Annotated in this window: 24 protein-coding genes; 7 read left to right on the top strand and 17 right to left on the bottom strand. The window is 64.5% G+C overall.

The window, feature by feature from the left end; genetic code table 11:
• Nucleotides 1-74 precede the first annotated feature (74 nt).
• The gene (gene recJ / locus GVM20_RS05590) at nt 75-1,886 is read right to left on the bottom strand and encodes a single-stranded-DNA-specific exonuclease RecJ (RefSeq protein WP_166546312.1); all 1,812 of its coding nucleotides are present in this window, start codon (nt 1,884-1,886) and stop codon (nt 75-77) included.
• A gap of 82 nt (nt 1,887-1,968) precedes the next feature.
• Here recJ and GVM20_RS05585 point away from each other — a divergent pair, with 82 nt between their 5' ends.
• The 3 genes from GVM20_RS05585 (at nt 1,969) to GVM20_RS05575 (ending at nt 3,922) form a co-directional block, all read left to right on the top strand.
• On the top strand, nt 1,969-2,466 hold the full coding sequence (locus GVM20_RS05585; RefSeq protein WP_234031872.1) for a flavodoxin family protein: 498 nt from the start codon (nt 1,969-1,971) through the stop codon (nt 2,464-2,466).
• A gap of 274 nt (nt 2,467-2,740) precedes the next feature.
• Nucleotides 2,741-3,361, top strand: coding sequence for a hypothetical protein (locus tag GVM20_RS05580; RefSeq protein WP_234031871.1), 621 nt, complete (start codon nt 2,741-2,743; stop codon nt 3,359-3,361).
• Complete coding sequence (locus tag GVM20_RS05575) at nt 3,362-3,922, top strand: AHH domain-containing protein (protein ID WP_166546310.1); 561 nt, start codon at nt 3,362-3,364, stop codon at nt 3,920-3,922.
• Here the strand turns inward: GVM20_RS05575 and GVM20_RS05570 are convergent.
• From GVM20_RS05570 to miaA, 12 genes are all read right to left on the bottom strand, one after another.
• Nucleotides 3,883-4,887, bottom strand: a complete 1,005-nt coding sequence (locus GVM20_RS05570; RefSeq protein ID WP_166546309.1) for an NAD(P)H-dependent flavin oxidoreductase — start codon at nt 4,885-4,887, stop codon at nt 3,883-3,885. The genes GVM20_RS05575 and GVM20_RS05570 overlap by 40 nt on opposite strands.
• A gap of 83 nt (nt 4,888-4,970) precedes the next feature.
• On the bottom strand, nt 4,971-6,032 hold the full coding sequence (locus GVM20_RS05565) for an amidohydrolase family protein (protein WP_166546308.1): 1,062 nt from the start codon (nt 6,030-6,032) through the stop codon (nt 4,971-4,973).
• A 33-nt stretch (nt 6,033-6,065) separates the two neighbouring features.
• The gene (locus GVM20_RS05560) at nt 6,066-6,851 is read right to left on the bottom strand and encodes a DUF2189 domain-containing protein (protein WP_166546307.1); all 786 of its coding nucleotides are present in this window, start codon (nt 6,849-6,851) and stop codon (nt 6,066-6,068) included.
• Nucleotides 6,852-6,916: 65 nt separating this feature from the next.
• Nucleotides 6,917-8,605 (bottom strand): 2-isopropylmalate synthase, encoded by a 1,689-nt coding sequence (gene leuA / locus GVM20_RS05555; protein ID WP_166546306.1) that lies wholly within the window; start codon nt 8,603-8,605, stop codon nt 6,917-6,919.
• A 205-nt stretch (nt 8,606-8,810) separates the two neighbouring features.
• Entirely contained in the window at nt 8,811-9,281 is a 471-nt protein-coding gene (locus GVM20_RS05550; RefSeq protein ID WP_166546305.1) for a hypothetical protein, read from the bottom strand.
• Between the two features lie 139 nt (nt 9,282-9,420).
• Nucleotides 9,421-10,572 carry an alpha-hydroxy acid oxidase gene (locus tag GVM20_RS05545; RefSeq protein WP_166546453.1) on the bottom strand — a complete coding sequence of 384 codons (1,152 nt, stop codon included), beginning with the start codon at nt 10,570-10,572 and terminating at the stop codon, nt 9,421-9,423.
• Between the two features lie 45 nt (nt 10,573-10,617).
• Nucleotides 10,618-11,280, bottom strand: coding sequence for a YceI family protein (locus tag GVM20_RS05540; protein ID WP_166546304.1), 663 nt, complete (start codon nt 11,278-11,280; stop codon nt 10,618-10,620).
• 71 nt (nt 11,281-11,351) lie between these two features.
• Nucleotides 11,352-11,951 carry a DUF4329 domain-containing protein gene (locus tag GVM20_RS05535; protein WP_166546303.1) on the bottom strand — a complete coding sequence of 200 codons (600 nt, stop codon included), beginning with the start codon at nt 11,949-11,951 and terminating at the stop codon, nt 11,352-11,354.
• Nucleotides 11,952-11,969: 18 nt separating this feature from the next.
• Nucleotides 11,970-12,989: a ketol-acid reductoisomerase gene (gene ilvC / locus GVM20_RS05530; protein WP_166546302.1), complete on the bottom strand. Its 1,020-nt coding sequence runs from the start codon at nt 12,987-12,989 to the stop codon at nt 11,970-11,972.
• 98 nt (nt 12,990-13,087) lie between these two features.
• Nucleotides 13,088-13,603 carry an acetolactate synthase small subunit gene (gene ilvN, locus GVM20_RS05525; protein ID WP_166546301.1) on the bottom strand — a complete coding sequence of 172 codons (516 nt, stop codon included), beginning with the start codon at nt 13,601-13,603 and terminating at the stop codon, nt 13,088-13,090.
• Nucleotides 13,604-13,630: 27 nt separating this feature from the next.
• The gene (ilvB, locus tag GVM20_RS05520) at nt 13,631-15,376 is read right to left on the bottom strand and encodes a biosynthetic-type acetolactate synthase large subunit (protein ID WP_199799488.1); all 1,746 of its coding nucleotides are present in this window, start codon (nt 15,374-15,376) and stop codon (nt 13,631-13,633) included.
• A gap of 198 nt (nt 15,377-15,574) precedes the next feature.
• Complete coding sequence (miaA, locus tag GVM20_RS05515) at nt 15,575-16,531, bottom strand: tRNA (adenosine(37)-N6)-dimethylallyltransferase MiaA (protein ID WP_166546300.1); 957 nt, start codon at nt 16,529-16,531, stop codon at nt 15,575-15,577.
• Between miaA and serB the strand changes: the two genes are divergently transcribed.
• From serB to GVM20_RS05500, 3 genes are all read left to right on the top strand, one after another.
• On the top strand, nt 16,524-17,408 hold the full coding sequence (gene serB, locus GVM20_RS05510; RefSeq protein ID WP_166546299.1) for a phosphoserine phosphatase SerB: 885 nt from the start codon (nt 16,524-16,526) through the stop codon (nt 17,406-17,408). The genes miaA and serB overlap by 8 nt on opposite strands.
• 119 nt (nt 17,409-17,527) lie before the next feature.
• A complete protein-coding gene (locus tag GVM20_RS05505) occupies nt 17,528-18,370 on the top strand; it encodes a Coq4 family protein (protein ID WP_199799482.1) in 843 nt (280 codons plus the stop codon).
• A gap of 13 nt (nt 18,371-18,383) precedes the next feature.
• Nucleotides 18,384-19,181 carry a Coq4 family protein gene (locus GVM20_RS05500; protein ID WP_166546298.1) on the top strand — a complete coding sequence of 266 codons (798 nt, stop codon included), beginning with the start codon at nt 18,384-18,386 and terminating at the stop codon, nt 19,179-19,181.
• Nucleotides 19,182-19,185: 4 nt separating this feature from the next.
• Here the strand turns inward: GVM20_RS05500 and GVM20_RS05495 are convergent, their stop codons facing one another.
• The 4 genes from GVM20_RS05495 to GVM20_RS05480 are packed head-to-tail and all read right to left on the bottom strand — an operon-like array spanning nt 19,186 to nt 22,996.
• Nucleotides 19,186-19,593: a DUF3052 family protein gene (locus tag GVM20_RS05495; protein WP_166546297.1), complete on the bottom strand. Its 408-nt coding sequence runs from the start codon at nt 19,591-19,593 to the stop codon at nt 19,186-19,188.
• A 3-nt stretch (nt 19,594-19,596) separates the two neighbouring features.
• Complete coding sequence (purL, locus tag GVM20_RS05490; RefSeq protein WP_166546296.1) at nt 19,597-21,846, bottom strand: phosphoribosylformylglycinamidine synthase subunit PurL; 2,250 nt, start codon at nt 21,844-21,846, stop codon at nt 19,597-19,599.
• A gap of 30 nt (nt 21,847-21,876) precedes the next feature.
• The gene (locus tag GVM20_RS05485) at nt 21,877-22,554 is read right to left on the bottom strand and encodes a hypothetical protein (protein ID WP_166546295.1); all 678 of its coding nucleotides are present in this window, start codon (nt 22,552-22,554) and stop codon (nt 21,877-21,879) included.
• Between the two features lie 16 nt (nt 22,555-22,570).
• Nucleotides 22,571-22,996 (bottom strand): DUF2177 family protein, encoded by a 426-nt coding sequence (locus tag GVM20_RS05480; RefSeq protein ID WP_166546294.1) that lies wholly within the window; start codon nt 22,994-22,996, stop codon nt 22,571-22,573.
• An 84-nt stretch (nt 22,997-23,080) separates the two neighbouring features.
• On the opposite strand from GVM20_RS05480, the gene GVM20_RS05475 reads away from it, so the two are divergent.
• On the top strand, nt 23,081-23,353 hold the full coding sequence (locus GVM20_RS05475; RefSeq protein WP_160760884.1) for an exodeoxyribonuclease VII small subunit: 273 nt from the start codon (nt 23,081-23,083) through the stop codon (nt 23,351-23,353).
• Nucleotide 23,354: the final 1 nt, after the last annotated feature.

Genomic DNA, 23,354 nt, shown 5'->3' with positions numbered 1-23,354 from the left:
CGCAACTAGGGGCGTGAATCGGATCGGTCAAGCCCCGTTTGCGCAAGGGTCGGGAAATTTACCCCGCCGCTGGATCAATCGGCGAAGGCGGCGTCTTCCAGATGCAATTCGGCTGCCGGGCGATTGCCCCAGTCGTCAAGCTTGACCCTTCCGGCGAGGTAGAACCGGCGGCCCTGATGGCGGTGCAGCAGGGTCTGGCCCATCTCGCTTTCGCCGGCGCGGAAGGCGATGGCCTTGAAGCTCTTCCCGTCATTGCCGCTCGCGATCAGACGCAGGTGATCCTTGCCAACGATGTCCGCCTTGATGATCCGCACCGGGCCGACGGCGATACGCGGGGCGGGCCAGCCGACGCCGTAGGGGCCAGCAGCTTCCAGCGTCTCGACCAATTCCGGCGTAAGCCCGCCCGGCGCCAGCGCCAGATCAAGCAGCATCGCGGCGCCTGCGCGCGCGCGCTCGACATCGCGGGCAAGCCGTTTATCGAGGAACCCGGCGAAATCGGCCAGCCGCGCCGGGTCGATTGTAAGCCCCGCTGCCATCGCATGGCCGCCGCCTGCGACCAGCAACCCGGCCTCACGCGCGGCGATGATGGCCGCGCCAAGGTCGACGCCGCTGATCGAGCGGCCCGAGCCCTTGCCCTGCGTTTCGTCCAGCGCGATCACCACCGCGGGCTTACCGGTCTTCTCCTTGATCCGCCCGGCGACGATCCCGATCACGCCGGGGTGCCAGCCATGCCCAGCGATGACCTGCACGGCCATATTGTGCTGCCCGGCAATCAGCGCCTCGGCGGCTTCCTGCACCTCGCCCTCGATCGCGCGGCGTTCCTCGTTCAGTTGTGAGAGCTGCGCGGCGATGGCGCGGGCTTCTTCGGGGTCTTTGGTGGTGAGCAGCCGCACGCCCAACGTCGATTCGCCGATCCGCCCACCGGCGTTAATGCGTGGGCCCAGTGCAAAGCCGAGGTCGCTGGCTTGCGGCGCGCGGGTGAGGCGGCTTGCATCCATGAGCGCCGCCATCCCGATGCGTTCGCGCCGGGCGAGCACCTTCAACCCCTGCGCCACAAACGCGCGGTTGAGCCCGTGAAGCGCCGCGACATCGGCGACGGTGCCGAGCGCCACCAGATCGAGCAGGCCCATCAGATCAGGCTCACGGCGATGCTCGCCAAACCAGCCGCGCCCTCTCAGCGTGCGCACCAGCGCCACGCCGAGCAGGAAGGCGACGCCCACGGCTGCCAGATGCCCGTGGGCTGCGCCAAGATCGCTCTCGTCCAGCCGGTTGGGATTGACCAGCGCGGTCGCTGGCGGAAGGTCGGGCGAGCATTTGTGGTGGTCGACCACAATCACATCGACCCCGGCATCGCGCGCCATGCCGAGCGCCTCATGCGCCATCGCGCCGCAATCGACCGTGACGACGAGGCTCGATCCGGTTTCGCCGAGCTTGACCAGCGCTTCGCCTGAGGGACCATAGCCTTCAAGCAATCGGTCGGGGATGTAATAGCCGGCATCCAGCCCCAATTGGCGCAGCAATTCCACCAGCAGCGCAGCACTGGTCGCGCCGTCGACGTCATAATCGCCGTAGATGGTGACCCGCTCGCCCGTCATCACGCTGTGAGCGAGGCGTTCGGCGGCGCTGTCCATGTCGCGGAAGGTCGATGGGTCGGGCAGGAAGGCACGGATCGTGGGTTGGGCGTGGCGCGCGAGATCATCCTCGGCCACGCCGCGGGTCAGCAGCAGCTGATCAAGGATCGCGTGATTGAGACCATGCGGGCCGCCTGCCTGTGCCTCGTCCAGCTCCATATTGCCCCCACGCCAGCGCCACGCCTTGCCCGAAAGCGAGACGGCAACGCCGAGAACCGGCGCAAAAGGAGGGGGTGACAGGGTGTGGGAGGCCATGCGGGCGTTCTAGCGCAACTCCTTGGCCGCTGACAGGTGCGGGCGGTTGACAATCGACAGGCGCAAAGCCCAGCCTTGCGCCATGACCACCGCATCTGCCGATCCATGCCTGTTGATCATCTGGCACAGCCGCACCGGTGCGAGCGCGGCTATGGCGGAGGCTGCGGCCGCTGGGGCAGGGGCCGCCGCCTTGCTGGTGTCCGCCAGTGATACTTTGCCCGAAATGCTGCTGGCAGCGGACGGCTACATCTTCTGCTGCCCCGAAAACCTCGGCAGCATGAGCGGGCTGATGAAGGAGATGTTCGACCGCGCCTATTACCCCGTGCTCGGGCAGATTGAAGGTCGGCCCTATGCCACGCTGATCGCTGCCGGATCGGACGGCGAGGGTGCCACGCGCCAGATTGACCGGATCGCGACCGGGTGGCGCTTGCGGCGTGTTGTCGAACCCTGCATCGTCAATCTGGCAGCGCAAATCCCTGAAGCCATCACGGCACCCAAAATTGTCCCGGACGAGAGCCTGGATCAGTGTCACGACATCGGCGCCGCCATGGCCGAAGGGCTCCGGCTTGGGCTGTTCTAGAGATTGCTCCAGAACGGTACTGGTGGGCGGTTGGGTGACTCGACGACAAAAGGCAAAGCCGTCAATTAGTGTGCGGATTAAGCGCCTTTCAGGGGCGGTCGAAGGGGGCGGGGCAATTCCACAATCGCAGCGCGCTGATCACGCTGAACTGCATTTGCTGTTTGCTCATGGCAAGCGGCCGGATCGGGATGCGATCAGGGCGTTTGCGGCGCGTTGTCCGGCGGTCAGCATCAGCCACGATCCCATTCGCGCGGACGCGCCTCAAGCCGAAGTGTTGAGCCCCAAGGATCAGCACTGGCTGGAAATGGTGCGCGATGGGCTCACCTTCGATCTCACTGGCCTTGCCCCTGGACCCGAAAGCCCCTTGCCCGAACTGCGACAGCGCTTCGATCTGCCCGGGCTGCCGGATCTGGGTGACCACGAAGCGATGACGCTGCGACCCGGGCCGCATATCGCCGCTGCGGCAAAGAGCATGCCGGTGATCCGCACGATGATGGCGCTTGCCTGCGATCTGGTGCGGCAATTTGATGATCTCCTTGCCGTCGGATGGGAACCGGCGGGCAGTGTGATGGGGCGGCGGTTTTTCGAATCCGTCACCACTGCTTGGCTCGATAGCGGACCATTCCCGGCCTTGGGGCTGACCGCCTTTGTCGAAGCGCCCGATGGCGCGCTGCACAGCGTGGGGCTGGCATTCTGGATTGATCGGGAACTGCGGATCGAACCACCGCTCAGCGCCGACCGGGTGGCGGCGACCCGGCTTGCGATCCGTCTGGTCAATCACCTCATCCTCATGGGCGGGCTGGAGGCGGATGATCGCATCACCGCGCCAGATGGCTCCCGACTGGTTTTGCGACCCTCGCGCGAGCGAGCGCTTATCAGCGTGTGGCGTGAATAGATGCCGCCTTGGGGTCGCGCTGTCAGTCTGAATGTCATCGCATTTCGCTCGGTCAACAGGCCGGGCGCGCAGGCTTACGATCCCGGCCTGCAACGCCATCACCTGCTGCCGAGACAGCTGCTCTCGCAACGCTGCTTTGGTGCGCTGTTTGCTAACGTCGGGCGGGCGCGGGTTGGGTTTGACGATTTCCGCCGCAACGGCCTGCTGCTGCCTGCGACCGAGACAGCCAGCGTCAGCACCGGGATGCCGCTCCACCGCGGCCCGCATCGGCGTTACAATGAAGTGGTGATTGCCCGTGTCGGCCAGATCGAGGCGCGTTGGTCGATTGTCAGGCACGGTAATCCCGAAGCGGCGCTGGATGAAGCGCTGCTGCGGCTCCACTTGTTGCAATGCGCTCTGCGGCGGCAGTTGCTGGCACAGCGCCGGCGGGTCCTGCTCAATCGCAAGGACCCGCTCGGCACCGGCTTTGATTTCAGCGAGCTCGACGCGATGGCCGAGATGCTGTGGTCAGCGGAACATTCCTACTCTGCAGCCTCGGCCATGGCACCCCATGAGGCATAGCCCGAATTGGCGAGCAGCTGCGCCTTGGCCGCGTGATATTCGCGCTCGAACCGGGCGACTAGATCCTCGACCGTGCCGACTTCCTTGATCGGACCGATGCCCTGACCCGAGCCCCAGATGTCCTTCCACGCCTTGGCCTTGGTGTTGCCGCCGCTGCCGAAGTTCATCTTGCTGGGATCGCTGACGGGCAGGTTATCCGGGTCCATCCCCGCCGCCTCGATCGAGGAGCGCAGGTAGTTGCCGTGCACACCGGTGAACAGGTTGGTGTAGACGATCCCTTCCGACGAGCCTTCGACGATGCCGTTCTTGTAGCCATCGGTGGCGTTGGCTTCCTTGGTGGCAATGAAAGCGCTCCCGGCATAGGCGAAGTCGGCGCGCAGGGCCTGGGCGGCGAGGATCGTTGCGCCGTGGCCGACCGAACCGGAGAGCGCGACGAGGCCGTCAAACCACTCGCGGATTTCCTGCATCAGCGCGAAGGGCGACAGGGCGCCAGCGTGACCGCCTGCGCCTGCGGCCACAGGGATCAGACCGGTTGCGCCCTTTTCGATCGCCTTGCGAGCGAAGCGATTGTTGATCACGTCGTGCATCGTGACACCGCCCCAGTTGCGCACGGCGGTGTAGATATCCTCGCGCGCGCCCAGCGAGGTAATGACCATCGGCACTTGCCACTTTTCGCAGGTCGCCATGTCGGCGTCGACACGGTCGTTGGTCTTGTGGACGATCTGGTTGACCGCATAGGGTGCCGCCGGACGGTCGGGATGGGCGCGGTTGTGGGCGGCCAGTTCCTCGGTGATCTGGTGGAGCCATTCGTCCAGCTGCGATTGCGGCCGCGCGTTCAGCGCCGGGAAGCTGCCGATAATCCCCGCCTTGCACTGCGCGATCACCAGTTCGGGGCCCGAGACGATGAACAGCGGCGATCCGATCAGCGGCAGGCGCAAGCGATCGAACGGGGCGGGAAGCGGCATGGGTTTCTCCTGAAAACGTGTTCGGCTTTAACCCGCGTCTCTAGCGCCGGTTCCGCCCCTGCCAAGCGTGATTTTGAGGGGCCTCAGGCGAGCAGATGTTCGATCCCGTAGAACCGCGCCGCCGTCCCGGCATAGAGCGCCGCCTTCTCCTCCGCGTTGGCGCTGCGGGTGAGGCGCTTGAAGGCGTTCCACAGCACGGCGTAATCCGCACCCCAGTAATCGACCGGATAATTGCTCTCGAACATCGCGCGTTCGGGGCCAAAGGCCTCGATGCAGGTTTCGATATAGGGCCGCCACAGCGCCGCCAGATGCTCCGATCCGTGGCCCGCGGCGGGGCCATCTTCGGGCAGGGCGCAGAACGCCATGGCGAGACCGCCGAGCTTCACCACGACGTTCTCGCACGTGGCGAGCTCGTGGATATTGCGCCGCCATTCGTCAAAGCGTTCGTGCAGCTTGCCCTTGTAGGCCGAGACCCCCACCGGCGTGCCGCAATGGTCGAGGCAGATCGGCTGATCGGGGAAGGCGCGCGCCAGATCGATCACGTCGGGTAGCTGCGGCTCGAGCACCCAGGCATCGAAGGTCATCCCGCGCTTGCCAAGTTCGGCGAAGCCTTGGCGGAAAGTTGCCTCGCGGTAGAGGCCTTCAGGGTGGTGGAACGGCGGCCCGAGGACATTGGCGTCCGCATCCCAGGCCCCGGCGTGGCGGATGCCTTTGAACCGGCGCGGGGCCGCCGCCTGAAGCGCATCAAGCACCGCGCCCGCCTCGCTACCCAGCATCAGATTGGCGTGGCCGACAATGCCTGCGCAATAGCGTGATGGGCCATACAATCCGCTCGCCGATTGCGCCGCGACGCCGTTCACGAACTCCACTTCGCCCACCGGCTTCAAGGCATCGCCATAGGACCCGTTGTAGAACGCCCCGCACTCCATGAAGACCGTGCCGATGATATTGTGGCCGGTGGTCAGATGGGCGTGAAGTTGGTCGAAGGCATAATGCGCATTGTCGACCAGCGCGGCGACGAAGTGGTGATGCGGTTCGGGGAACATGCCCAGCATCGGCCGCAAATCCCACAGGTGATGATGCGGGTCGATGATCGGCAGATCAGGTTCGAGGATGTCCTCGCGCGCGTGGGTCGGGGTGTTCAAGGCTCTCTCCGCTTGTTGTTATGTGAATGGCCGTCAGCCCACCGCCCGGACATAAAGATGCCATGTCGCGTGGCCCAGCACCGGCAAGGCCACGATCAGCCCGAGGAACCCCGGCAGCATAGCCACGAACAGCAGCGCGGCAATCACCGCCGCCCAGCCGAGCATGACCGCGAAATTGCGCCGCACTACGCCGAGGCTCGTGAAAATGGCGGTGAGGAAATCGACCTTGCGTTCCACCAGCAGCGGCAGGCTGATCACGGACATCGCGTAGAATGCAAAGGCCATCAGTCCGCCGACCGCGCTTCCTACCGCCAGCATGGCGAGCCCCGGCGGCGTGAGGAAGGCGGCGATCGGATCGTGACCCATTCCGCTTTCCGCCATGAACACCGCGAAAATCGCATGGGCCACGATCATCCAGAACGAGAAGGCGACGAACACGATCACACCCATCGACAGGATCTGATCGTCACCGTGGCCTTTGAGCGCGCCCAGCACCGCGCGCCATGACAAGGGCTCTCCGGCGGCGCGGCGGCGGCTTGCTTCATACAGGCCTACAGCGACAAACGGCGCGACCAGCGGGAAGCCCGCAATCGCCGGGATCAACCACGTCAGTTCCCCGCCAGTGACCGTGAACCACCCGATTGCCAGGCCAGCCAGCACATAGACGCCGCCGAAGAACAGCCCGAAGCGCGGCATGGCGAGAAAATCGCGCCAGCCTGCGCCGAGTGCGGCCGTGAGGTCGCTCCATGCAAGGTCATCCGCGATCTGCGGCCCCACGGGCGCGGTCGGGATGGGGGGATTTTGCTCCCAACTGGTCATTGCCTGCCTCTCCTCCCTTGCCGCCCAAGTTGCGCCGAAATCCGGCGCGGCGCAAGCGCGGGCGGTCAGGTGGCGGGGGACGCGACGGCCGCGTTGGCGGCGCTCAGTACCGCGCGGACGCTCGCCGTGGCGATGTCCTCGTCGATCCCGCAGCCCCAGATCGTGCGGCCATCGGGGGCGCGGCATTCAAGGTAAGCAGCGGCCCGCGCATCCGTGCCGGCACCCAAAGCGTGCTCGGTGTAATCGACCACCTCAAGCTCGACCCCGAAGGCTTCGCGCAGGGTGCCCATCACGCTGGAGATGAGGCCATTGCCCCGGCCGGACACGCTCTGTTCGGCGCCTTCGACCGCAATGGTCCCGGCAAAGATGCGGGTGCCATCGGTCGCGCGGCTTTCCTCGTAGCGGACCAGCTGGAAATGCTTCGGGTGGGTCTTGACGTGATAGGCCTTGCGGAAGGCGTCCCAGATGTCGGCTGCATTGAGTTCGCGGCCTAATTCGTCGGCCATGTGCTGCACATGGCGGGAGAAATCGGCCTGCATCTTCTTTGGCAGTTTGAGACCCTGATCCTTCTCCAGCACCCAAGCGAACCCGCCCTTGCCGGACTGCGAATTGACCCGGATCACGGCTTCATAGCTGCGCCCGAGATCGGCCGGATCGATCGGCAGATAGGGCACGCGCCATTGCTCGTCATTCTGCGTATCGCGGGCCTCGAAGCCTTTTTTGATTGCGTCCTGATGGCTGCCCGAGAAGGCGGTGTAGACCAATTCTCCGCCATAGGGGTGGCGCTGGTGGACGGGGATGTCATTGCAATATTCGACCGTCTCGATCACCCGGTCGATGTCCGAGAAGTCGAGCTCTGGATCGACGCCCTGCGTGTAGAGATTGAGTGCCATGGTCACGAGGCAGCAATTGCCGGTGCGCTCGCCATTGCCAAACAGGCAACCTTCGACGCGGTCTGCGCCCGCCATCAGCCCCAGTTCTGCCGCGGCGACGCCGGTGCCGCGGTCGTTGTGCGTGTGGAGCGAGAGGACCGCGCTTTCGCGGTTCGGCAGATGCCGTCCGAAATACTCGATCTGGTCGGCGTAGATATTGGGCGTCGCCGCTTCGACCGTGGCGGGCAGGTTGAGGATGATCGGGTGTTCCGGCGTGGGCTGGAGCACCTCCATCACCGCCGCGCAGACTTCGATGCTGAAATCGAGCTCGGCGGTGGAGAAGGTTTCGGGCGAATACTGGAAGTGCCAATCGGTGTCGGGATAGCGCGCGGCTTCATCGCGCATTACCTTCGCGCCCGCGACGGCGATGGCCTTCACCTCGTCCTTGCTCATACGGAACACGATGTCGCGCCATGCAGGGCTGACCGCGTTGTAGAGGTGGACGATGGCCGCGCGCGCGCCTTCGAGACTGGCGAAGCTGGTGCGGATCAGGTCTTCGCGGCTTTGGGTGAGCACCTGCACGATCACGTCTTCGGGGATCGCGTCGGACTTCACCAAGCCGGAGATGAAATCGAACTCGGTCGCGCCTGCGCTGGGGAAGCCGACTTCGATTTCCTTGACGCCGATTTCCAGCAGCAGGTCGAAGAAGCGGCGCTTCTTCACTGCGTCCATCGGATCGATGATCGATTGGTTGCCGTCACGCAGATCGGTCGAGAGCCAGCGCGGGGCTTTCTCGATCATGCGGGAAGGCCACTGGCGATCGGGCAGGTTGATCTGACCGAACGGGCGATACTTGGCGGAAGGCTGCTTGAGCATGGGCATGGTGGATGGCTCGTCGCGAAAGGGAATGGGAAGCTGCGGCAGGTTACCCTTGGGAGCGGTGCCGCGCTGATCTTCGCGCGCGGCCGCCTACGCCCAAGGGCGCATAAGTCGAAGCAGCGTAAGTCCGTTCCGCGTCATGCGAGCTGTCTATGCCGATTATTGCGCGAGGTGCAAGCCGGGAATGGCGCTTGTTTCAGGGAAGCGGTCAGCCACAGCGCGCATCCCGAATGATGTTCTGCGCGTCGAGCATGATCGACAGGCGCGGATTGCTGGCGTCGGGGTTGACCGTCCCGGCGCTGCCATAGGCGACGAAGCGCAGATTGTCGGTCCGGCCGAGCATCTTGGCAATCTCGGCGCGGGTGTTCTGATCGGCGAGCTTGCCGATGAACGGCCCCATCAGCGGTGCGCCGCAGGTGCGCGAGGCGGGATCGGTCAGCGTGCCCTTGGCGAAGGGGCCGGGCGCCGCACCGGGCAGCGGGGTCGCGAGCTGCGGCGTGGCTGTTGCCGCAGGTGCGGGCGTTGCGCCGGGCGCAGGTGTCGCCTCGCCCGCGCCGATCCGGGCGGCGAAGCTTTCGGCGTCATTGCCCGGCTGCTCAGGCTCGCTTCCGCAAGCGGTGAGGGCGAGGGCGGCGAGGGCGGCGAGGGCCAAGGGCAGGGTGCGGGCTGCGGTGATCATGGGTGTCGGTCCATTCCGTAGGGTTCGCTCGCCAAAACGCCTTTTGCGTTACCGGATTATGACATTCTTTGCTGCCCTACCGCTTCGCTACTTGAGAGCGTGCTTTGCTGCCTACCGCTTCGCTACTTGAGGGCAGAGGTCAACCCCGATGCCGAAGCCGGTCGGATGTCAGATGGTCGATCCGGGTCACGCCCATCAGCCGCATGCCCCGCTCAATCTCGTCTTTGAGGATGCCCAGCGCCCGTTCGACCCCGTCTTGCCCCGCCGCCGCCAAGGCATAAAGATACAGCCGCCCGCCCGAGGCCGCCGTCGCGCCGGAACATAGCGCTTTCATCACATGGGTTCCGCGCCGGACGCCGCCATCGCAGATGATCTCAATCTGCCCGCCGACGGCATCGACGATTTCAGGGAGCTGGTCGAAAGGCGCGCGGCTACCGTCCAGCTGTCGGCCGCCGTGGTTGGAGATCATGATCGCATCCGCGCCAATTGCGACCGCGCGGCGGGCATCAGCGGCACTCATCACGCCCTTCAGAACGAACGTGCCGCCCCACTGTTCGCGGATTCGGGCAGCGGTGTCCCAGTCCATCGAGGTGTCGAGCATCGTATTGAAATACTGCGCGATGCTCACCGCTTGTCCACTGCCCTCGGTGACATGAGTGTCGAGATTGGGCAGGCGGAACTTCTCGCGCAGCACGTAATCGAGCGTCCAGCGCGGGCGGGTGGCATAGCTCCAGATACTCGCAGGCGTGAATCGCGGCGGGGTGGTGAAGCCGCTCCGCAAACACCGCTCCCGCTTGCCCGAAACAATGGTGTCGACCGTCAGCGCCAGCGCATCGAACTTCGCTGCCTGACAGCGCTCGATCATGTGGGTGTTCAGCCCCTTGTCCTTGTGGACATAGAGCTGGAACAGCTTCGGCCCGCTGGTGAGTGCGGCGATTTCCTCGATCGAGCGCGTGGCGAGGCTCGAAATGCCGAACCACAGCCCATATTTCTCCGCCGCCTTGGCCACCGCCCGCTCCCCCTGCCAGTGAAAGGCGCGCTGCACCGCGGTAGGGGAGAGCATCAGCGGCAGTGCCGACTTGCGCCCGAGGATGGTGCAAGACGTATCGATCTCGGCCACGCCTGCGAGCACATCCGGCACCAGATCGACATCTGAAAAGGCAGCGGTGTTGCGTGCCTTGGTCAATTCATCATCCGCCGCGCCGTCGATATAATCGAATACGGGGAAGGGCAGGCGCGCCTTCGCCAGCACACGGAAATCGTCGATATTGTGGCAATCGGACAGGCGCATCATGCGGCACGCCTGCCCGATTGCCGAAAACGAGTCGAGAGGGCTTTACTGCTTTTCGAACGCCGCGCTGATCGTGAGCGTCACGTCCTTGCCGACGAAGGGCGCGCCGTAGTTCACGCCCCATTGGGTGCGGTCGATGGTCGTGCGGGCGTGGAAGCCGACGGTGTCCTTCTTGTTGAAGGGATTAGCACCCGCGCCGACGAATTCTGTGGTGAGGGTTACAGGCGCGCTTTTGCCGTTCATGGTGAGCGTGCCGGTGACGTCAGCCGTCATGTCCCCGGTCTTAACCACTTTGGTCGAGGTGAAGGTCGCCATCCCCGGGGTCGGGCCGAAGAAATCGGGCGCGCCGCCGTCCTTGCCAGGGCGCAGGAGGTGATCCTTGAGACCGGCGCTGGCAACGCTGACTTCGGCAATCGGCACCATGACCTCAACCTTGGCGGCTTCGATATTGGCGGGGTCCATCGTCATCGTGCCCGTGATGTTCCCGAACAGGCCGAGATAGTCGTTGAAGCCGAAGTGGCTGACTTCCCACCCCACCAACGTGTGACCCGCGTCCAGCGCATAGGTCCCAGCGGTGACACGTGCGGGATCCTGCACGCCGGGCACCTGCGGCGCACCTTGCGCGAAGATCGCGGGCGCGGCGGCAATCCCGCCGGTGACGGCGACAAGAGCGGCGGCAGTGGCGGCTGCAAAAGCGTAACGGTTCATCGAATAGGTCTCCTTCTTCAAAAGGTCCCAATTCGCAGGGGCCATCGCGGTTCCAGCCAATAGACGCTGCATCAGCACTGCACGACAGTCCGACGATTTCGCGCGGTCAGTTGCGGTGATGAATAGACGGGAGCGATCGGATCGCCGGGGCAAGGGCGATAGGAAGGGTCCTGTTGCAGGCAGCCTTCTGCGCAGACCTGCACGGCACGCTCTTGCCGCCAGTCGATCCGCCACATCCGGCCGCCCGGGGTCGCGACATAGCCGTCGATCTGGCTTTCAATGTCGCCTTCCAGATCGATCAGCGACGGCACTTCGCTGTCGTAATTCTCATCGAAGGCGCCATGCGTATGGATGCTGGCCAGTGGGGCCATGCCCGGTTCGTCGAAATAGCGCAGATCGCAGGTCGCTTCATCGCCCACCTTTACTGCGGTGGCGTCGAGTTCGCCCGTGCTGGTTTCGAAAACGATGGCGCAGAGTTCGACTTTCTCGGAGAAGGAGCGTGCCTGCATCGCGTTCAGCCGCTCGCGGGCGAAGGCCTGCACTTCGCTTTGCGCGACAGTGACGACGAAATCTTCCGGCCCTTTGACGTTGAACGCGGCACGCACGACGATCGCCACCCAGATGATGGCGATCGCCGTGTATACCAGCTTAGCGTTGCGGCCCTCAAACATCAGGCCATTGCTTTGGCGTCAGTTCTTGGCCTTGTCGACCAGCTTGTTGGCGGCGATCCACGGCATCATGGCGCGCAGCTTCTCACCGGTCTGTTCGATCGGGTGAGCCGCAGCCTGTTTGCGCGCAGCCTTCAGTTCGGGCTGACCCGCACGGTTATCGAGCACGAAGTTCTTCACGAAGCGGCCCGACTGGATGTCGGCCAGCACGCGCTTCATCTCGGCCTTGGTCTCTTCGGTAATGATGCGCGGACCGGTGGTGATGTCGCCATATTCGGCGGTGTTCGAGATCGAATAACGCATGTTGGCGATCCCGCCTTCATAGAGCAGGTCGACGATCAGCTTGGTTTCGTGGAGGCACTCGAAATAGGCCATTTCGGGCGCATATCCGGCCTCGACGAGCGTCTCGAACCCGGCCTGGATGAGGTGGGTGATCCCGCCGCACAGCACGGCCTGCTCGCCGAACAGATCGGTTTCGCATTCCTCGCGGAAGTTCGTCTCGATGATCCCCGAACGCCCGCCGCCGACAGCAGAGGCATAGGCGAGGGCAACGTCATGCGCCGCGCCGCTCGCGTCCTGATGGATGGCGATGAGGCAGGGCACGCCGCCGCCCTTCACATATTCGCTGCGCACGGTGTGGCCGGGGCCCTTGGGGGCGATCATGATGACGTCGATATCGGCGGGCGGCTCGATCAGGCCGAAGTGAACATTGAGGCCGTGGGCAAAGGCGAGCGCGCTGCCCGGCTTCATGTGGCCCTTGATGTCGTTCTCCCAGATCGCCGCCTGATGTTCATCGGGCGCAAGGATCATGATGAGGTCCGCCCACTGCGCGGCCGCCGTGTTGGTCAGCACCTTGAAGCCAGCGGCTTCGACCTTCTTCGCTGTCGCCGACCCTTCGCGCAGAGCGATGGCGACTTCCGCCACGCCGCTATCGCGCAGGTTCTGGGCATGGGCATGGCCCTGCGAGCCATAGCCGACAATCGCGACCTTCTTGGGCTTGATCAGATTGAGATCTGCATCGGCGTCGTAGTAGACTTTCATTTCTTCTTCCTCGTCATTCCGGCGAAGGCCGGAACCCAGTTCCGGCGCTAGTGAAAATGGATCCCGGCCTGCGCCGGGAAGACGTAAATCTCAAAAAATCATGCACCCAGAGGCCCGCGCAGCATCCCGACGACGCCGGTGCGGCCGACCTCGACCAGCCCCAGCTCGCGCATCAACGCAATGAAGCTGTCGACCTTTTCGGGCGGGCCGGTGATTTCGAAGATGAAGCTCTCGGTGGTCGTATCCACAGGCCGCGCGCGAAAAATGTCGGCGAGGCGCAGCGCCTCGACCCGCTTTTCGCCGGTGCCGGTGACCTTGATGAGCGCCAGCTCGCGCTCCACGTGCGGTCCGGCGGTGGTGAGATCGAGCACCTTGTGCACCGGCACCAGCCGTTCGAGCTGCGCTTCGATCTGGTCGATCACCGACGGCGGGCCGTTGGTGACGATGGTGATGCGGCTGACGGCGTGATCCTCGGTGATGTCGGCCACGGTGAGGCTGTCGATGTTGTAGCCGCGCGCGGTGAACAAGCCGGTGATCTTGGCGAGGATGCCCGGCTCGTTGTCGACCATCACGGTCAGCACATGGCGTTCGGAGGCCGCTTCGGTGATTTTCATTGCATGGTTTCCCGTAAAGCAGCGGCCTTAGACCAGCGCCTTGGCCTCGTCGTCCATCGTGCCGTCGACCTTGTCGCCGTACAGCATCATGTCGGTATGCGCTGCGCCTGACGGGATCATCGGCAGGCAGTTGGCATCCTGCGCGACGAGGCAATCGACAATCACCGGGCCATTATGGTCGAGCATCCGCATGATCCCGTCATCCAGATCGCGCTCCTCGGTGATGCGGATGCCCTTCCAGCCATAGGCTTCGGCGAGCTTCACGAAATCGGGGAGGCTGTCGGAATAGGAGTTCGAATAGCGGCTTTCATAGGTCAGTTCCTGCCATTGGCGGACCATGCCCATGTATTCGTTGTTCAAGATGAAAATCTTGACCGGCAGGCGATATTGGCTCGCGGTGCCGAGCTCCTGAATGTTCATCTGGATCGAGGCTTCCCCCGCGATGTCGATCACCAGCGCGTTGGGGTGGCCCAGCTGCGCGCCGATCGCGGCGGGCAGACCGTAGCCCATCGTGCCGAGGCCGCCGCTGGTCAGCCATTTGTTCGGGTCTTCAAACCCGAAATACTGCGCCGCCCACATCTGGTGCTGGCCGACTTCGGTGGTGATGATCGGATTGCGGCGGTGGGTGAGGGCGTGGAGCCGCTCAACCGCCTTTTGCGGCATGATCATGCCCGGATGCTTCACCGAGCGTTCGGGATAGGCGAGACACTCACGCGCGCGCCAACCGGCGATCCGGGCTTTCCACTCGCCGAGATTGCGCGCTTGCCGTGTGCCCCACGCTTCGATCATCTGCGCCAGCACGGTGCCGCAATCGCCGACAATTCCCATGTCGACCGGCACGGTCTTGTTGATCGAGGAGCGGTCGATATCGATGTGGATCTTCTTGGAGTCCGGGGAGAAGGCGTCGAGCCGCCCGGTCACGCGGTCATCGAAGCGCGCGCCGATGCAGACCATCACGTCACACTTGTTCATCGCCATATTGGCTTCGTAGGTGCCGTGCATCCCCAGCATCCCGAGCCAATCGGGGTGTTGCGACGGGAAGGCGCCGAGGCCCATCAGGGTGGACGTGACCGGCGCGCCGGTGATGTCCTGTAACTGGCGCAGCAGGCGGCTTGCTTCCGGGCCGGAATTGATGACGCCGCCGCCAGTGTAGAAAATCGGCCGCTGGGCATTGGCGATCAGTTCGACCGCTTCGATGATCTGCTCGACCGGAGCAACCGTCTGCGGCGCATAGCGATGCGCGCCCGCCCGCGTCAGCGCGCGGCGTTCCGAGGGGACGGCGATCTGCACGTTCTTGGGAATGTCGATCACGACCGGACCGGGGCGACCCGTGGTGGCGATCAGGAAGGCTTCCTTGATCGTGGCGGCCAGATCCGCCGGGTCCTTCACCAGGTAATTGTGCTTGGTGCAGTGGCGGGTGATACCGATCGTGTCGGCTTCCTGAAACGCGTCCGTGCCGATCAGGCTGGTGGGCACCTGCCCGGTGATGACGACCAGCGGGATCGAGTCCATCCAGGCATCCGCAATGCCGGTAATCGCATTGGTCGCGCCGGGGCCGGAGGTGACCAGCACCACGCCGGGCTTGCCGGTGGAGCGGGCATAGCCTTCTGCCGCGTGAGCCGCGCCCGCTTCATGGCGGACGAGAATGTGGCGGATGCGTTCATCGCCGAACAATTCGTCATAGATCGGCAGCACGGCCCCGCCGGGGTAGCCGAAGACATATTCGACGCCCTGTTCGATCAGGCACTGCACGAGGATCGCCGCGCCGCTCATGGCGCTGCTATTGTCCGAAGGCCGCTTGGTCGGGGCAGAGTCCGGCTTGCCGGGCACGGGGAAACTCCATCTGATGAATCACATGAAGCCGGAAAGGGCCGCACGGACAAGGCGTTAACAACAAAACTGGCCCGACGCAGGGGGCGCATCGGGCCGATGGATGTCGCCGCTAAAGGTTATAATCTGATAGGTCAAGCCCTAATTGCGCAATAATGATGCGAAATGGGCATCCACTTCGATACTTTCGGATTCATATCCAAGCGACGCCCGCGGCCATTCCGCCGGGGGTTGGCGCCGGAACCACGTGAACTGGCGTTTGGCAAAGTTGCGGGTCGCTTGCGCGCCGGCGGCGACCATCGCTTCGTAGGTGATGTCCTCGTAGAGAAACGCGGCAATCTCGGGCACGCCGATGGCGCGCATGACCGGCAAATCGGGGTCGAGCTGGCGGGCGAGCAGGGCTTCGACCTCGGCAATCGCGCCTGCTTCCAGCATCGCGGCGAAACGCAGGTCGCAACGCTCGTAAAGCCACGGCCGGTCGGGTTCGAGCACCAGCGGGTGCAGCGTCACCTCGTCGCCGATCCCGCCTGCCTTGGCGAGCTGCCAGTCACCCAGCGTTACGCCGGTCGAGCGTTTCACCTCAAGCGCACGGGCGATCCGCTGGCGATCTCCCGGATCAAGCTCGGCGGCGCGCAGCGGGTCTTCGAGCTGGAGCAGCTTGTAAGCCGCATCCTCGGGCAGCGCACGCACGGCGGCACGCACGGCGGGGTCGATCTCGGGGATCGGGGCGATGCCTTCGATCAGCACCTTCACATACATGCCGGTGCCCCCGACCAGAATCGGCACATCGCCCGCCGCATGGCATTTGGCGATTTCGGCCTTGGCCGCAGTCGCCCATGCCGCGACCGAGCACGCCTCGGCTCCGTCCCATGCCCCGAACAGGCGGTGCTCGATGCCCTCCATCTCATCCTCGGAGGGACGCGCGGAGAGCACCTGCAAATCGGCATAGACCTGCGCGCTATCGGCATTGATGATGACAGGCCGCTGGCCGGTCTCGATGAGGGCATGCGCCAGTGCGAGCGCAATCGCGCTCTTGCCGCTCGCGGTCGGCCCTGCAATGAGCGCGAGCGGTGCTGGTGGAGATACAGGAATGCTCATTGCGCGGCTGATAGCAGAGACGGCAGAATGTGAAACGCGTCTCGATGCGCTGTCGGGCGCTTTGGCGCAAAGCGGCGTGCCACTGGAAGCAGCCGCCATGCCCGCGGGTGACGACGGCGTGCTGGAACTGCATATGGGTGACGGCGATCCCGCCGCCGTGCTGGACGCGATCGACGCGGTGTTCGAGCCTGCTGCGATGCTGGTGGCGCGCGGGGCGATCGAAGTGCCGCGGCTGTTCGTCTCAGACATGGATTCGACCATGATCGGGCAGGAATGCATCGACGAGCTGGCCGATTACGCCGGTTTGAAGCCGCAGATTGCAGCAATCACGGAACGTGCGATGCAGGGTGAACTCGATTTCGAGGCTGCCTTGCGCGAGCGGGTGGCGTTGCTTGAAGGGCTGAACGAAAGCGCGATCCACGCCTGTCTTGCTGACCGGATCACGGCAACCCCGGGGGCCAAGGTGCTGGTGGCGACCTTGGCGGCGCTCGGCACGCGCACGGTGCTGGTGACGGGCGGTTTCCATCACTTCGCTGACCCCGTGGCCGAGATGCTCGGCTTTCACCGGGTGGTCGGCAACCGGCTCGCGGTCGAAGGCGGAAAGCTCACCGGCGGGTTGATCGGCTCGATCACCGACAGTGCAGTCAAGGCGGCGGTGCTGCGTGAAGAGCTGACCGGGCTGGGCGAGGGTGCACACAGCCTCGCCACCGGAGACGGGGCCAACGACATTCCGATGATCGAAGCGGCGACCTATGGCTTTGCCTACCGTGCCAAGCCCAAGGCGCGCGCAGCGGCCAATGGCCGGGTCGATGCCGCTGATCTTACGGCTGTGCTGACGTTGCTGGGTATACCCCGCGAGACGTGGCGTGAGGGCTGAACGCTGGGTTGGAACGGCTTACTGAAAAAAGGGTTTCATTTAAAGGACCGAATCGGCTATTAACACTCATGTAAGCAAGTCCGGGCTAGAGCCAGCCCACCTTGTAAGGACCGTTCCGCATGAGCCGCACTGACCGAGCCACCTATACCCAGATGTTCGCCCCCGATGGGACGGTGTTGCTGCACCCCGAACGCGCGCCAGCCCGCTATCGCCCGCTGCGCGCGGTCCGCAGCTTTCAGGGGCTGATGAAGGACAAGGAAGACACCAGCCTTGTCTTCAAGATCTTTGAATCGCTCCCGTCGAAGGATTTCCTGCCGCGGGTCAGCGCGCTCGCCCTGTCGGAGCGCGGCGAGTTCCTGCGGTCGACCGAGCCTTTCCTGCCCGAAATCCTTGACGATCACGCCGCCCTGCGTCGCACGCCCAAGGGCAGCCTGGCTCACGCCTATTGCGACTTCATGGAGACCGAAGGCCTCTCCGCCGCCGGTCTGGTCGCCGAATCCGACCGCAGTGGGCGGCCGCGCTATCCCGATCTCGTCGAGTGGTTCATTAACCGTTCGCGCGATACGCATGATCTGTTCCACATTCTCACCGGCTATGGTCGCGATGCACTGGGCGAAACCTGTGTGCTGCTGTTCACGCACGGCCAGTCGCCGAGCCAGGGTCACCTGCTGATCGGTTATGCCGGTGCGGCCAACATCAAGAAGATGGCCAAGGGCAGCGCTGCACCGGTCTTCGGTGCGGTGCGCGAAGCCCATCGCACCGGCAAGGGTGCGCCGCCGCTGATCGCGCAGCCGATCCGCGAGTTGCTGGCACGCCCGCTTGAAGACGTGCGCGCCGAACTGCGCATCCCGCAGCCGACGCAATATCGCGAATGTCACCGCATCTGGCAGGCCGAAGGGATTGACCCCTACAACTTGCTCGCCAGCAAAGCCGCAGTCGAGCCCGAGTTGCTGGCTGCTTGAGAGGGCAAGACTGATGGCGCTTCTCGATCTTCCGCTGCTCGCCCCCGAACGCAAGGTGTCGGGCTTCCGGCCGCTCAAGGTGCTCCACCACTTCGGTAAGCTGGTCGATGACAAGGAGGACACCGAGCAGGTGTTCCACATCATCGAAGCGACCAAAGGCCGGCGCAGCCATGCGCAGGCGCGCGACTTCATCCGCTCGCCCGAAGGCCAGCGTTTTCTTGCCGAGGGCGTGGATATTCCCGCCATGCTTGATGATCACGCGCGCTGGGCCGATTGTGCGCCGAACAGTGTCGCGGCGCATTATATTGCCTTCATGAAGCGCGAAGGCCTTTCTGCCGCCGGACTGGTGGCAGAAAGCCACCGCTGGGCGCCGCCCGAAAGCCTGCCGCGCGATCAGACCCAATGGTATTTTGATCGGCTGCGCGACACGCATGACCTGTTCCATGTGCTTACCGGCTATGGCCGCGATGCGCTGGGCGAGGTGAGCTTGCTGGGCTTCACTTACGAGCAGAACCACAACACCGGCATCCTGTTCATCGCCTATGCCGGCGCGCGCCAGATCAAGAAGGTGAGCGGCACCAAGGCGCCGTTGTTCGCCGCGATCAAGGAAGGCCGCAAGCTGGGCCGGGCAGCCGCCAAGATCGCGCATCAGGATATCGCCGCGCTGATGCGCGAGGATATCGGCGAAGCGCGGACGCGTCTCGGCATCGGCAAGCCTGAGGTCTATCGCCAGTGTCTCGCGATCCTCGAAGGCGAGGGGATGATGCGCGAGGATCTGACGCTCGGCGGGGCTGGCGCGCAGGCGGCCTGACGCTTCAGCGCAGTTCCTTGCGGATCACCAGTTTGAGGCCTGACCAGACCTCGTCAATCGCGCAGACCTTGGTGTCGACCAGCCCGAGCGGCAGGGCGATTTCGCGGATCGTGTCTTCGGTGACGTCGGTTTCGACCTTGGCGGCTTTCTTCGGCCAGCTCACCCAGATCTGACCTTCGGGCGATATCTGATAGCGCAGCGCGGTGAGGTGTGCGTCCAACGCGGTGCGGTTCGTCACGAAGATATGCGCGGCATCGATCCCATCGGCCGGATCGGCGACGAAGAACAGTTCGAGCGCATATTCGTCGATCTCGTCGATCACATGCTCGGGCATGGCGTCGAACCACACCCGCATTCCGTCACGCAAATTCAGCTTCTTGACGAGCGGCGTGCCGGAATAGCCGGAGGTCACCGCTCAGGCTTCCATCCACGCTTCGAAGAACCGTTGGTTTGCGGCGCGCAATTCGCTGAGCGGAATGCCGAGCACCTGATCACCGCCCACGGTGCCGATCCGCTGGAAGCCGATCTGCGCCGTGTCTGCATCGCGCGTGCCCTTGGCGAGGGCGGCGTTGAGCGCTGCGACGTCCGGCACGGTGACGAGATAGCGCCCCTGATCCTCACCGAACCACCACTGCGCCGGAGTATAGTCAGGATTGCCTGCCAGATCGGCCTCGGCCCCGATACCGCCCGCCAACGCCATCTCCGCCAGCGCCACCGCAAGGCCGCCATCGCTGAGATCGTGTACTGCGTTGACGAGGCCGTCGGCGATCAACTCATGGATGATCTCGCCTGCCGTGCGCTCGACCACTAGATCGGTCGGCGGGGTGCGGCCGGCCTCCATGCCCTTGACCACGCGCAGCCACAGCGATTGGCCGAGATGCGAGCGGGTCGGGTCGGGCTTGGCCCAGAATTCGGGGCCGACCAGGTAGATCGCATCGCCCGCCTGCTTGAAGTGCATCGTCATCATCTTCGACAGATCGGTGATGATGCCGACGCCGCCGATGGCCGGCGTGGGCAGGATCGCCGAACCGCCGCCGGTCGCCTTGCTCTCGTTGTAGAGGCTGACGTTCCCGCTCACGATCGGGAAGTCCAGCGCCCGGCACGCATCGCCCATGCCTTCGAGCGCGTGGACGATCTGCGCCATGATCTCGGGGCGTTGCGGGTTGGCGAAGTTGAGGCAGTTGGTCACCGCCAGCGGACGGGCACCCACCGCGCAAAGGTTGCGGTATGCTTCGGCGATGGCCTGCTTACCACCCTCGTACGGATCGGCGAAGACATAGCGCGGCGTGCAGTCTGTGGTGATCGCGAGCGCCTTGCTAGTCCCATGCACCCGCACTACGCCAGCATCGCCGCCGGTCTGGAGGGTGTCGGCACCCACCTGCGAATCATATTGCTCCGCAATCCAGCGGCGCGAGGCGAGATCGGGCGAGGCCATCATGGTCAGCAGGTCCGCCGCGATGTCATCGCTCGCGGGCACTTCGCCGAGCGGCTTGACGCCAGCCCATACCGCGTATTCCTCCTTGGAGAGGTAAGGCCGGTCATAGAGCGGGGCTTCGTCGGCGAGCGGGGCAAGGGGGATGTCGCACACCACTTCGCCATTGAATTCGAGTACCATGTGGCCGGTGTCGGTCACTTCGCCGATCACCGCGAAATCGAGCTCCCACTTCTTGAAGATCGCCTCGGCCATCGGCTCCTTGCCGGGCTTCAGCACCATGAGCATCCGCTCCTGGCTTTCAGAGAGCATCATCTCATAGGGCGTCATGCCGGTTTCGCGGCACGGGACTTTGTTCATGTCGAGCCGGATGCCCGCGCCGCCCTTGGAGGCCATTTCCACGCTGGAGGAGGTGAGGCCCGCTGCACCCATATCCTGGATCGCGACAATCGCATCGGTCGCCATCAGTTCGAGACAGGCTTCGATCAGCAGCTTTTCGGTGAAGGGATCGCCGACCTGCACCGTCGGGCGCTTGGCCTCGGCATCCTCACCGAAGTCCGCGCTTGCCATGGTCGCGCCGTGGATGCCGTCGCGGCCGGTCTTGCTGCCGACATAGACAATCGGGTTCCCGAGGCCGGTCGCGGCAGAGTAGAAAATCTTGTCCTGATCCGCGACGCCGACTGTCATGGCGTTGACGAGGATGTTGCCGTCATAGGCCGGGTGGAAGTTGGTCTCGCCCGCAACCGTCGGCACGCCGACGCAATTGCCATAGCCGCCGATGCCCGCGACCACACCCTGCACCAGATGCTTCATCTTGGGGTGCTCGGGCCGGCCGAAGCGCAGCGCGTTGGCGTTCGCCATCGGCCGTGCGCCCATGGTGAAGACGTCTCGCAGAATGCCGCCCACGCCGGTCGCCGCGCCCTGATAGGGCTCGATGTAGGAGGGGTGGTTGTGGCTCTCCATCTTGAAGATCGCCGCCTGCCCGTCACCGATGTCGATCACACCCGCGTTCTCGCCCGGGCCGCAGATCACCCACGGGGCCTCAGTCGGCAGCTTCTTGAGGTGCAGACGCGAGGATTTGTAGCTGCAATGCTCAGACCACATCACCGAAAAGATGCCGAGCTCGACAAGGTTCGGCTCGCGGCCCAGCGCGTGCAGGACGCGCTCGTATTCCTCGGGCGAAAGGCCGTGCTGTTCGACGATTTCGGGGCTGATGGTGGTCGACTGGGACATGGACGGGGACTCCTTGCGCAGCCCCCTAGATTACTGGAGCGCGAAGGCCAAGTTGCCGCGTTTGCGGAACCAGCGATTCTCCCCGACCCACGTTGCCAGTGCGGTCATGATCCCGAACGCGAGCAGCGCCTGCATGGCGAAGAACACCCCGGCGCTCTCTGGGTGCGGGCCGAACCAGCTGATCGCTTGGAACAGCAGCATCACGCCGATCAGAATCGCAGGCGGTCCCGCTGGTCCGCGCGTCCTGCGCAGATAGAAAGCGAAAGCGCCAAGCGTGACACCCAGCTCCAGCGGGATCGCGACCCACGGCATGTCCCATAGTCCCAGCCCGAGTTTGGGCGGCGTGCCGTCCAGTGTCAGATCGGGCACGTGCACCAGCCAGTCGAGCAGCCAGTGCGACAGCACCACCAGTCCGGCCAGCACCCCCAGCTTCAGATCGCGCCGCTGCACCGCCACCACGCCAAGCAGCGCGGCAGCGAAGATCGCGGTTCCGATCAGGCTGTGGGTATAGGGCATGTGATGAAAGTCGATCGGCGACATCACGCTCGCCGGCGGATCGACGATGCGCATGTGCTCGACGCCGACGATGGTGAAGATGAAGAACGCCCAGTCCACCAGCTGCGCCGCCACGAACATCAGCCCCAGCCGCGGCCGCTCCGGGCTGACGGCGGCGGCGACGAAGGCGGGGGCGAAGTGGCCGATGAACATGGCAGCAGCGTTTGCCTCAGCTTGGCGTGGCAGCGGTGGCGGGGACGAAGCGGAGCACCACGAAGGTGGCAATCCCGCTCGCCGCACCGGTGACGAAGGCGCCCCACAGGATATCGAGCACGCTGATATGCGTGGCCCATACCTTCATCACCGCCTGCGAGGTAAGATCGAAGGTGGCGTAGCACAGCGCGCCAAGCAAAATGCCGTTGAGCACGGCAGCTTGCACCGTCCCGCTCTCGATCCCCGGACGGATGGCGAACCAGGTGATCCCCGCGATGTAGATCAGATAGAAGGCAATCGCCGCGCCCGCGTTGAAGTCCTTGGCCATGATCTCGCCGATGACTGGACGATAGAGATTGCCCGCTGCCCAGCGCAGCCAGACGATGTCGAACGCCAGGAAGGATACGGCTGCGACGCCATAGGCGATGATCCACTTGAGCATATTGCGTGCAATTCCTGTTTTGGTGATCCCGCCCGTCACGGCCAGCCTTGACCGCGCCCGCGCGCCCCGTCAATGCTTCGCACCATGGACGAGGGCACAGGATCACCGGCAACTGCCGGACAAGACATTGCTGGCATGAGCTTTGAGCAGGCGTTGGCCGCGCTCGAACAGATCGTGCAGGCGCTTGAGCGCGGGGATGTGCCACTGGATCAGTCGATCAGCCTCTATGAGCGCGGAGAGGCGTTGCGGCTCGCCTGCCAGCAGCGGCTCGATGCGGCGCAGGCCCGGATCGAGCGGATTGTGACGGCAGCCGATGGCCGGGCGACCGGCACACAGGCCTTTGACGCGGAAGGCTGAA

The sequence above is a fragment of the Porphyrobacter sp. SLTP genome (assembly GCF_009905735.1).
GTDB lineage: Bacteria > Pseudomonadota > Alphaproteobacteria > Sphingomonadales > Sphingomonadaceae > Erythrobacter.
This window is presented reverse-complemented; position numbering and strand designations above follow the sequence as displayed.

Bases quoted from the DNA above. Each gene is read 5' to 3' on its own strand.
- GVM20_RS05475 (WP_160760884.1), top strand. From the start codon at position 23,081: ATGGACGAGGGCACAGGATCACCGGCAACTGCCGGACAAGACATTGCT.
- GVM20_RS05570 (WP_166546309.1), bottom strand. From the start codon at position 4,887: ATGCCGCTTCCCGCCCCGTTCGATCGCTTGCGCCTGCCGCTGATCGGA.
- GVM20_RS05500 (WP_166546298.1), top strand. From the start codon at position 18,384: ATGGCGCTTCTCGATCTTCCGCTGCTCGCCCCCGAACGCAAGGTGTCG.
- GVM20_RS05540 (WP_166546304.1), bottom strand. From the start codon at position 11,280: ATGAACCGTTACGCTTTTGCAGCCGCCACTGCCGCCGCTCTTGTCGCC.
- GVM20_RS05535 (WP_166546303.1), bottom strand. From the start codon at position 11,951: ATGTTTGAGGGCCGCAACGCTAAGCTGGTATACACGGCGATCGCCATC.
- leuA (WP_166546306.1), bottom strand. From the start codon at position 8,605: ATGCCCATGCTCAAGCAGCCTTCCGCCAAGTATCGCCCGTTCGGTCAG.
- GVM20_RS05585 (WP_234031872.1), top strand. From the start codon at position 1,969: ATGACCACCGCATCTGCCGATCCATGCCTGTTGATCATCTGGCACAGC.
- GVM20_RS05545 (WP_166546453.1), bottom strand. From the start codon at position 10,572: ATGCGCCTGTCCGATTGCCACAATATCGACGATTTCCGTGTGCTGGCG.
- serB (WP_166546299.1), top strand. From the start codon at position 16,524: ATGCTCATTGCGCGGCTGATAGCAGAGACGGCAGAATGTGAAACGCGT.
- GVM20_RS05505 (WP_199799482.1), top strand. From the start codon at position 17,528: ATGAGCCGCACTGACCGAGCCACCTATACCCAGATGTTCGCCCCCGAT.
- recJ (WP_166546312.1), bottom strand. From the start codon at position 1,886: ATGGCCTCCCACACCCTGTCACCCCCTCCTTTTGCGCCGGTTCTCGGC.
- ilvB (WP_199799488.1), bottom strand. From the start codon at position 15,376: ATGAGCGGCGCGGCGATCCTCGTGCAGTGCCTGATCGAACAGGGCGTC.
- ilvC (WP_166546302.1), bottom strand. From the start codon at position 12,989: ATGAAAGTCTACTACGACGCCGATGCAGATCTCAATCTGATCAAGCCC.
- miaA (WP_166546300.1), bottom strand. From the start codon at position 16,531: ATGAGCATTCCTGTATCTCCACCAGCACCGCTCGCGCTCATTGCAGGG.
- ilvN (WP_166546301.1), bottom strand. From the start codon at position 13,603: ATGAAAATCACCGAAGCGGCCTCCGAACGCCATGTGCTGACCGTGATG.
- GVM20_RS05480 (WP_166546294.1), bottom strand. From the start codon at position 22,996: ATGCTCAAGTGGATCATCGCCTATGGCGTCGCAGCCGTATCCTTCCTG.
- GVM20_RS05550 (WP_166546305.1), bottom strand. From the start codon at position 9,281: ATGATCACCGCAGCCCGCACCCTGCCCTTGGCCCTCGCCGCCCTCGCC.
- GVM20_RS05575 (WP_166546310.1), top strand. From the start codon at position 3,362: ATGCCGCCTTGGGGTCGCGCTGTCAGTCTGAATGTCATCGCATTTCGC.
- purL (WP_166546296.1), bottom strand. From the start codon at position 21,846: ATGTCCCAGTCGACCACCATCAGCCCCGAAATCGTCGAACAGCACGGC.
- GVM20_RS05560 (WP_166546307.1), bottom strand. From the start codon at position 6,851: ATGACCAGTTGGGAGCAAAATCCCCCCATCCCGACCGCGCCCGTGGGG.
- GVM20_RS05485 (WP_166546295.1), bottom strand. From the start codon at position 22,554: ATGTTCATCGGCCACTTCGCCCCCGCCTTCGTCGCCGCCGCCGTCAGC.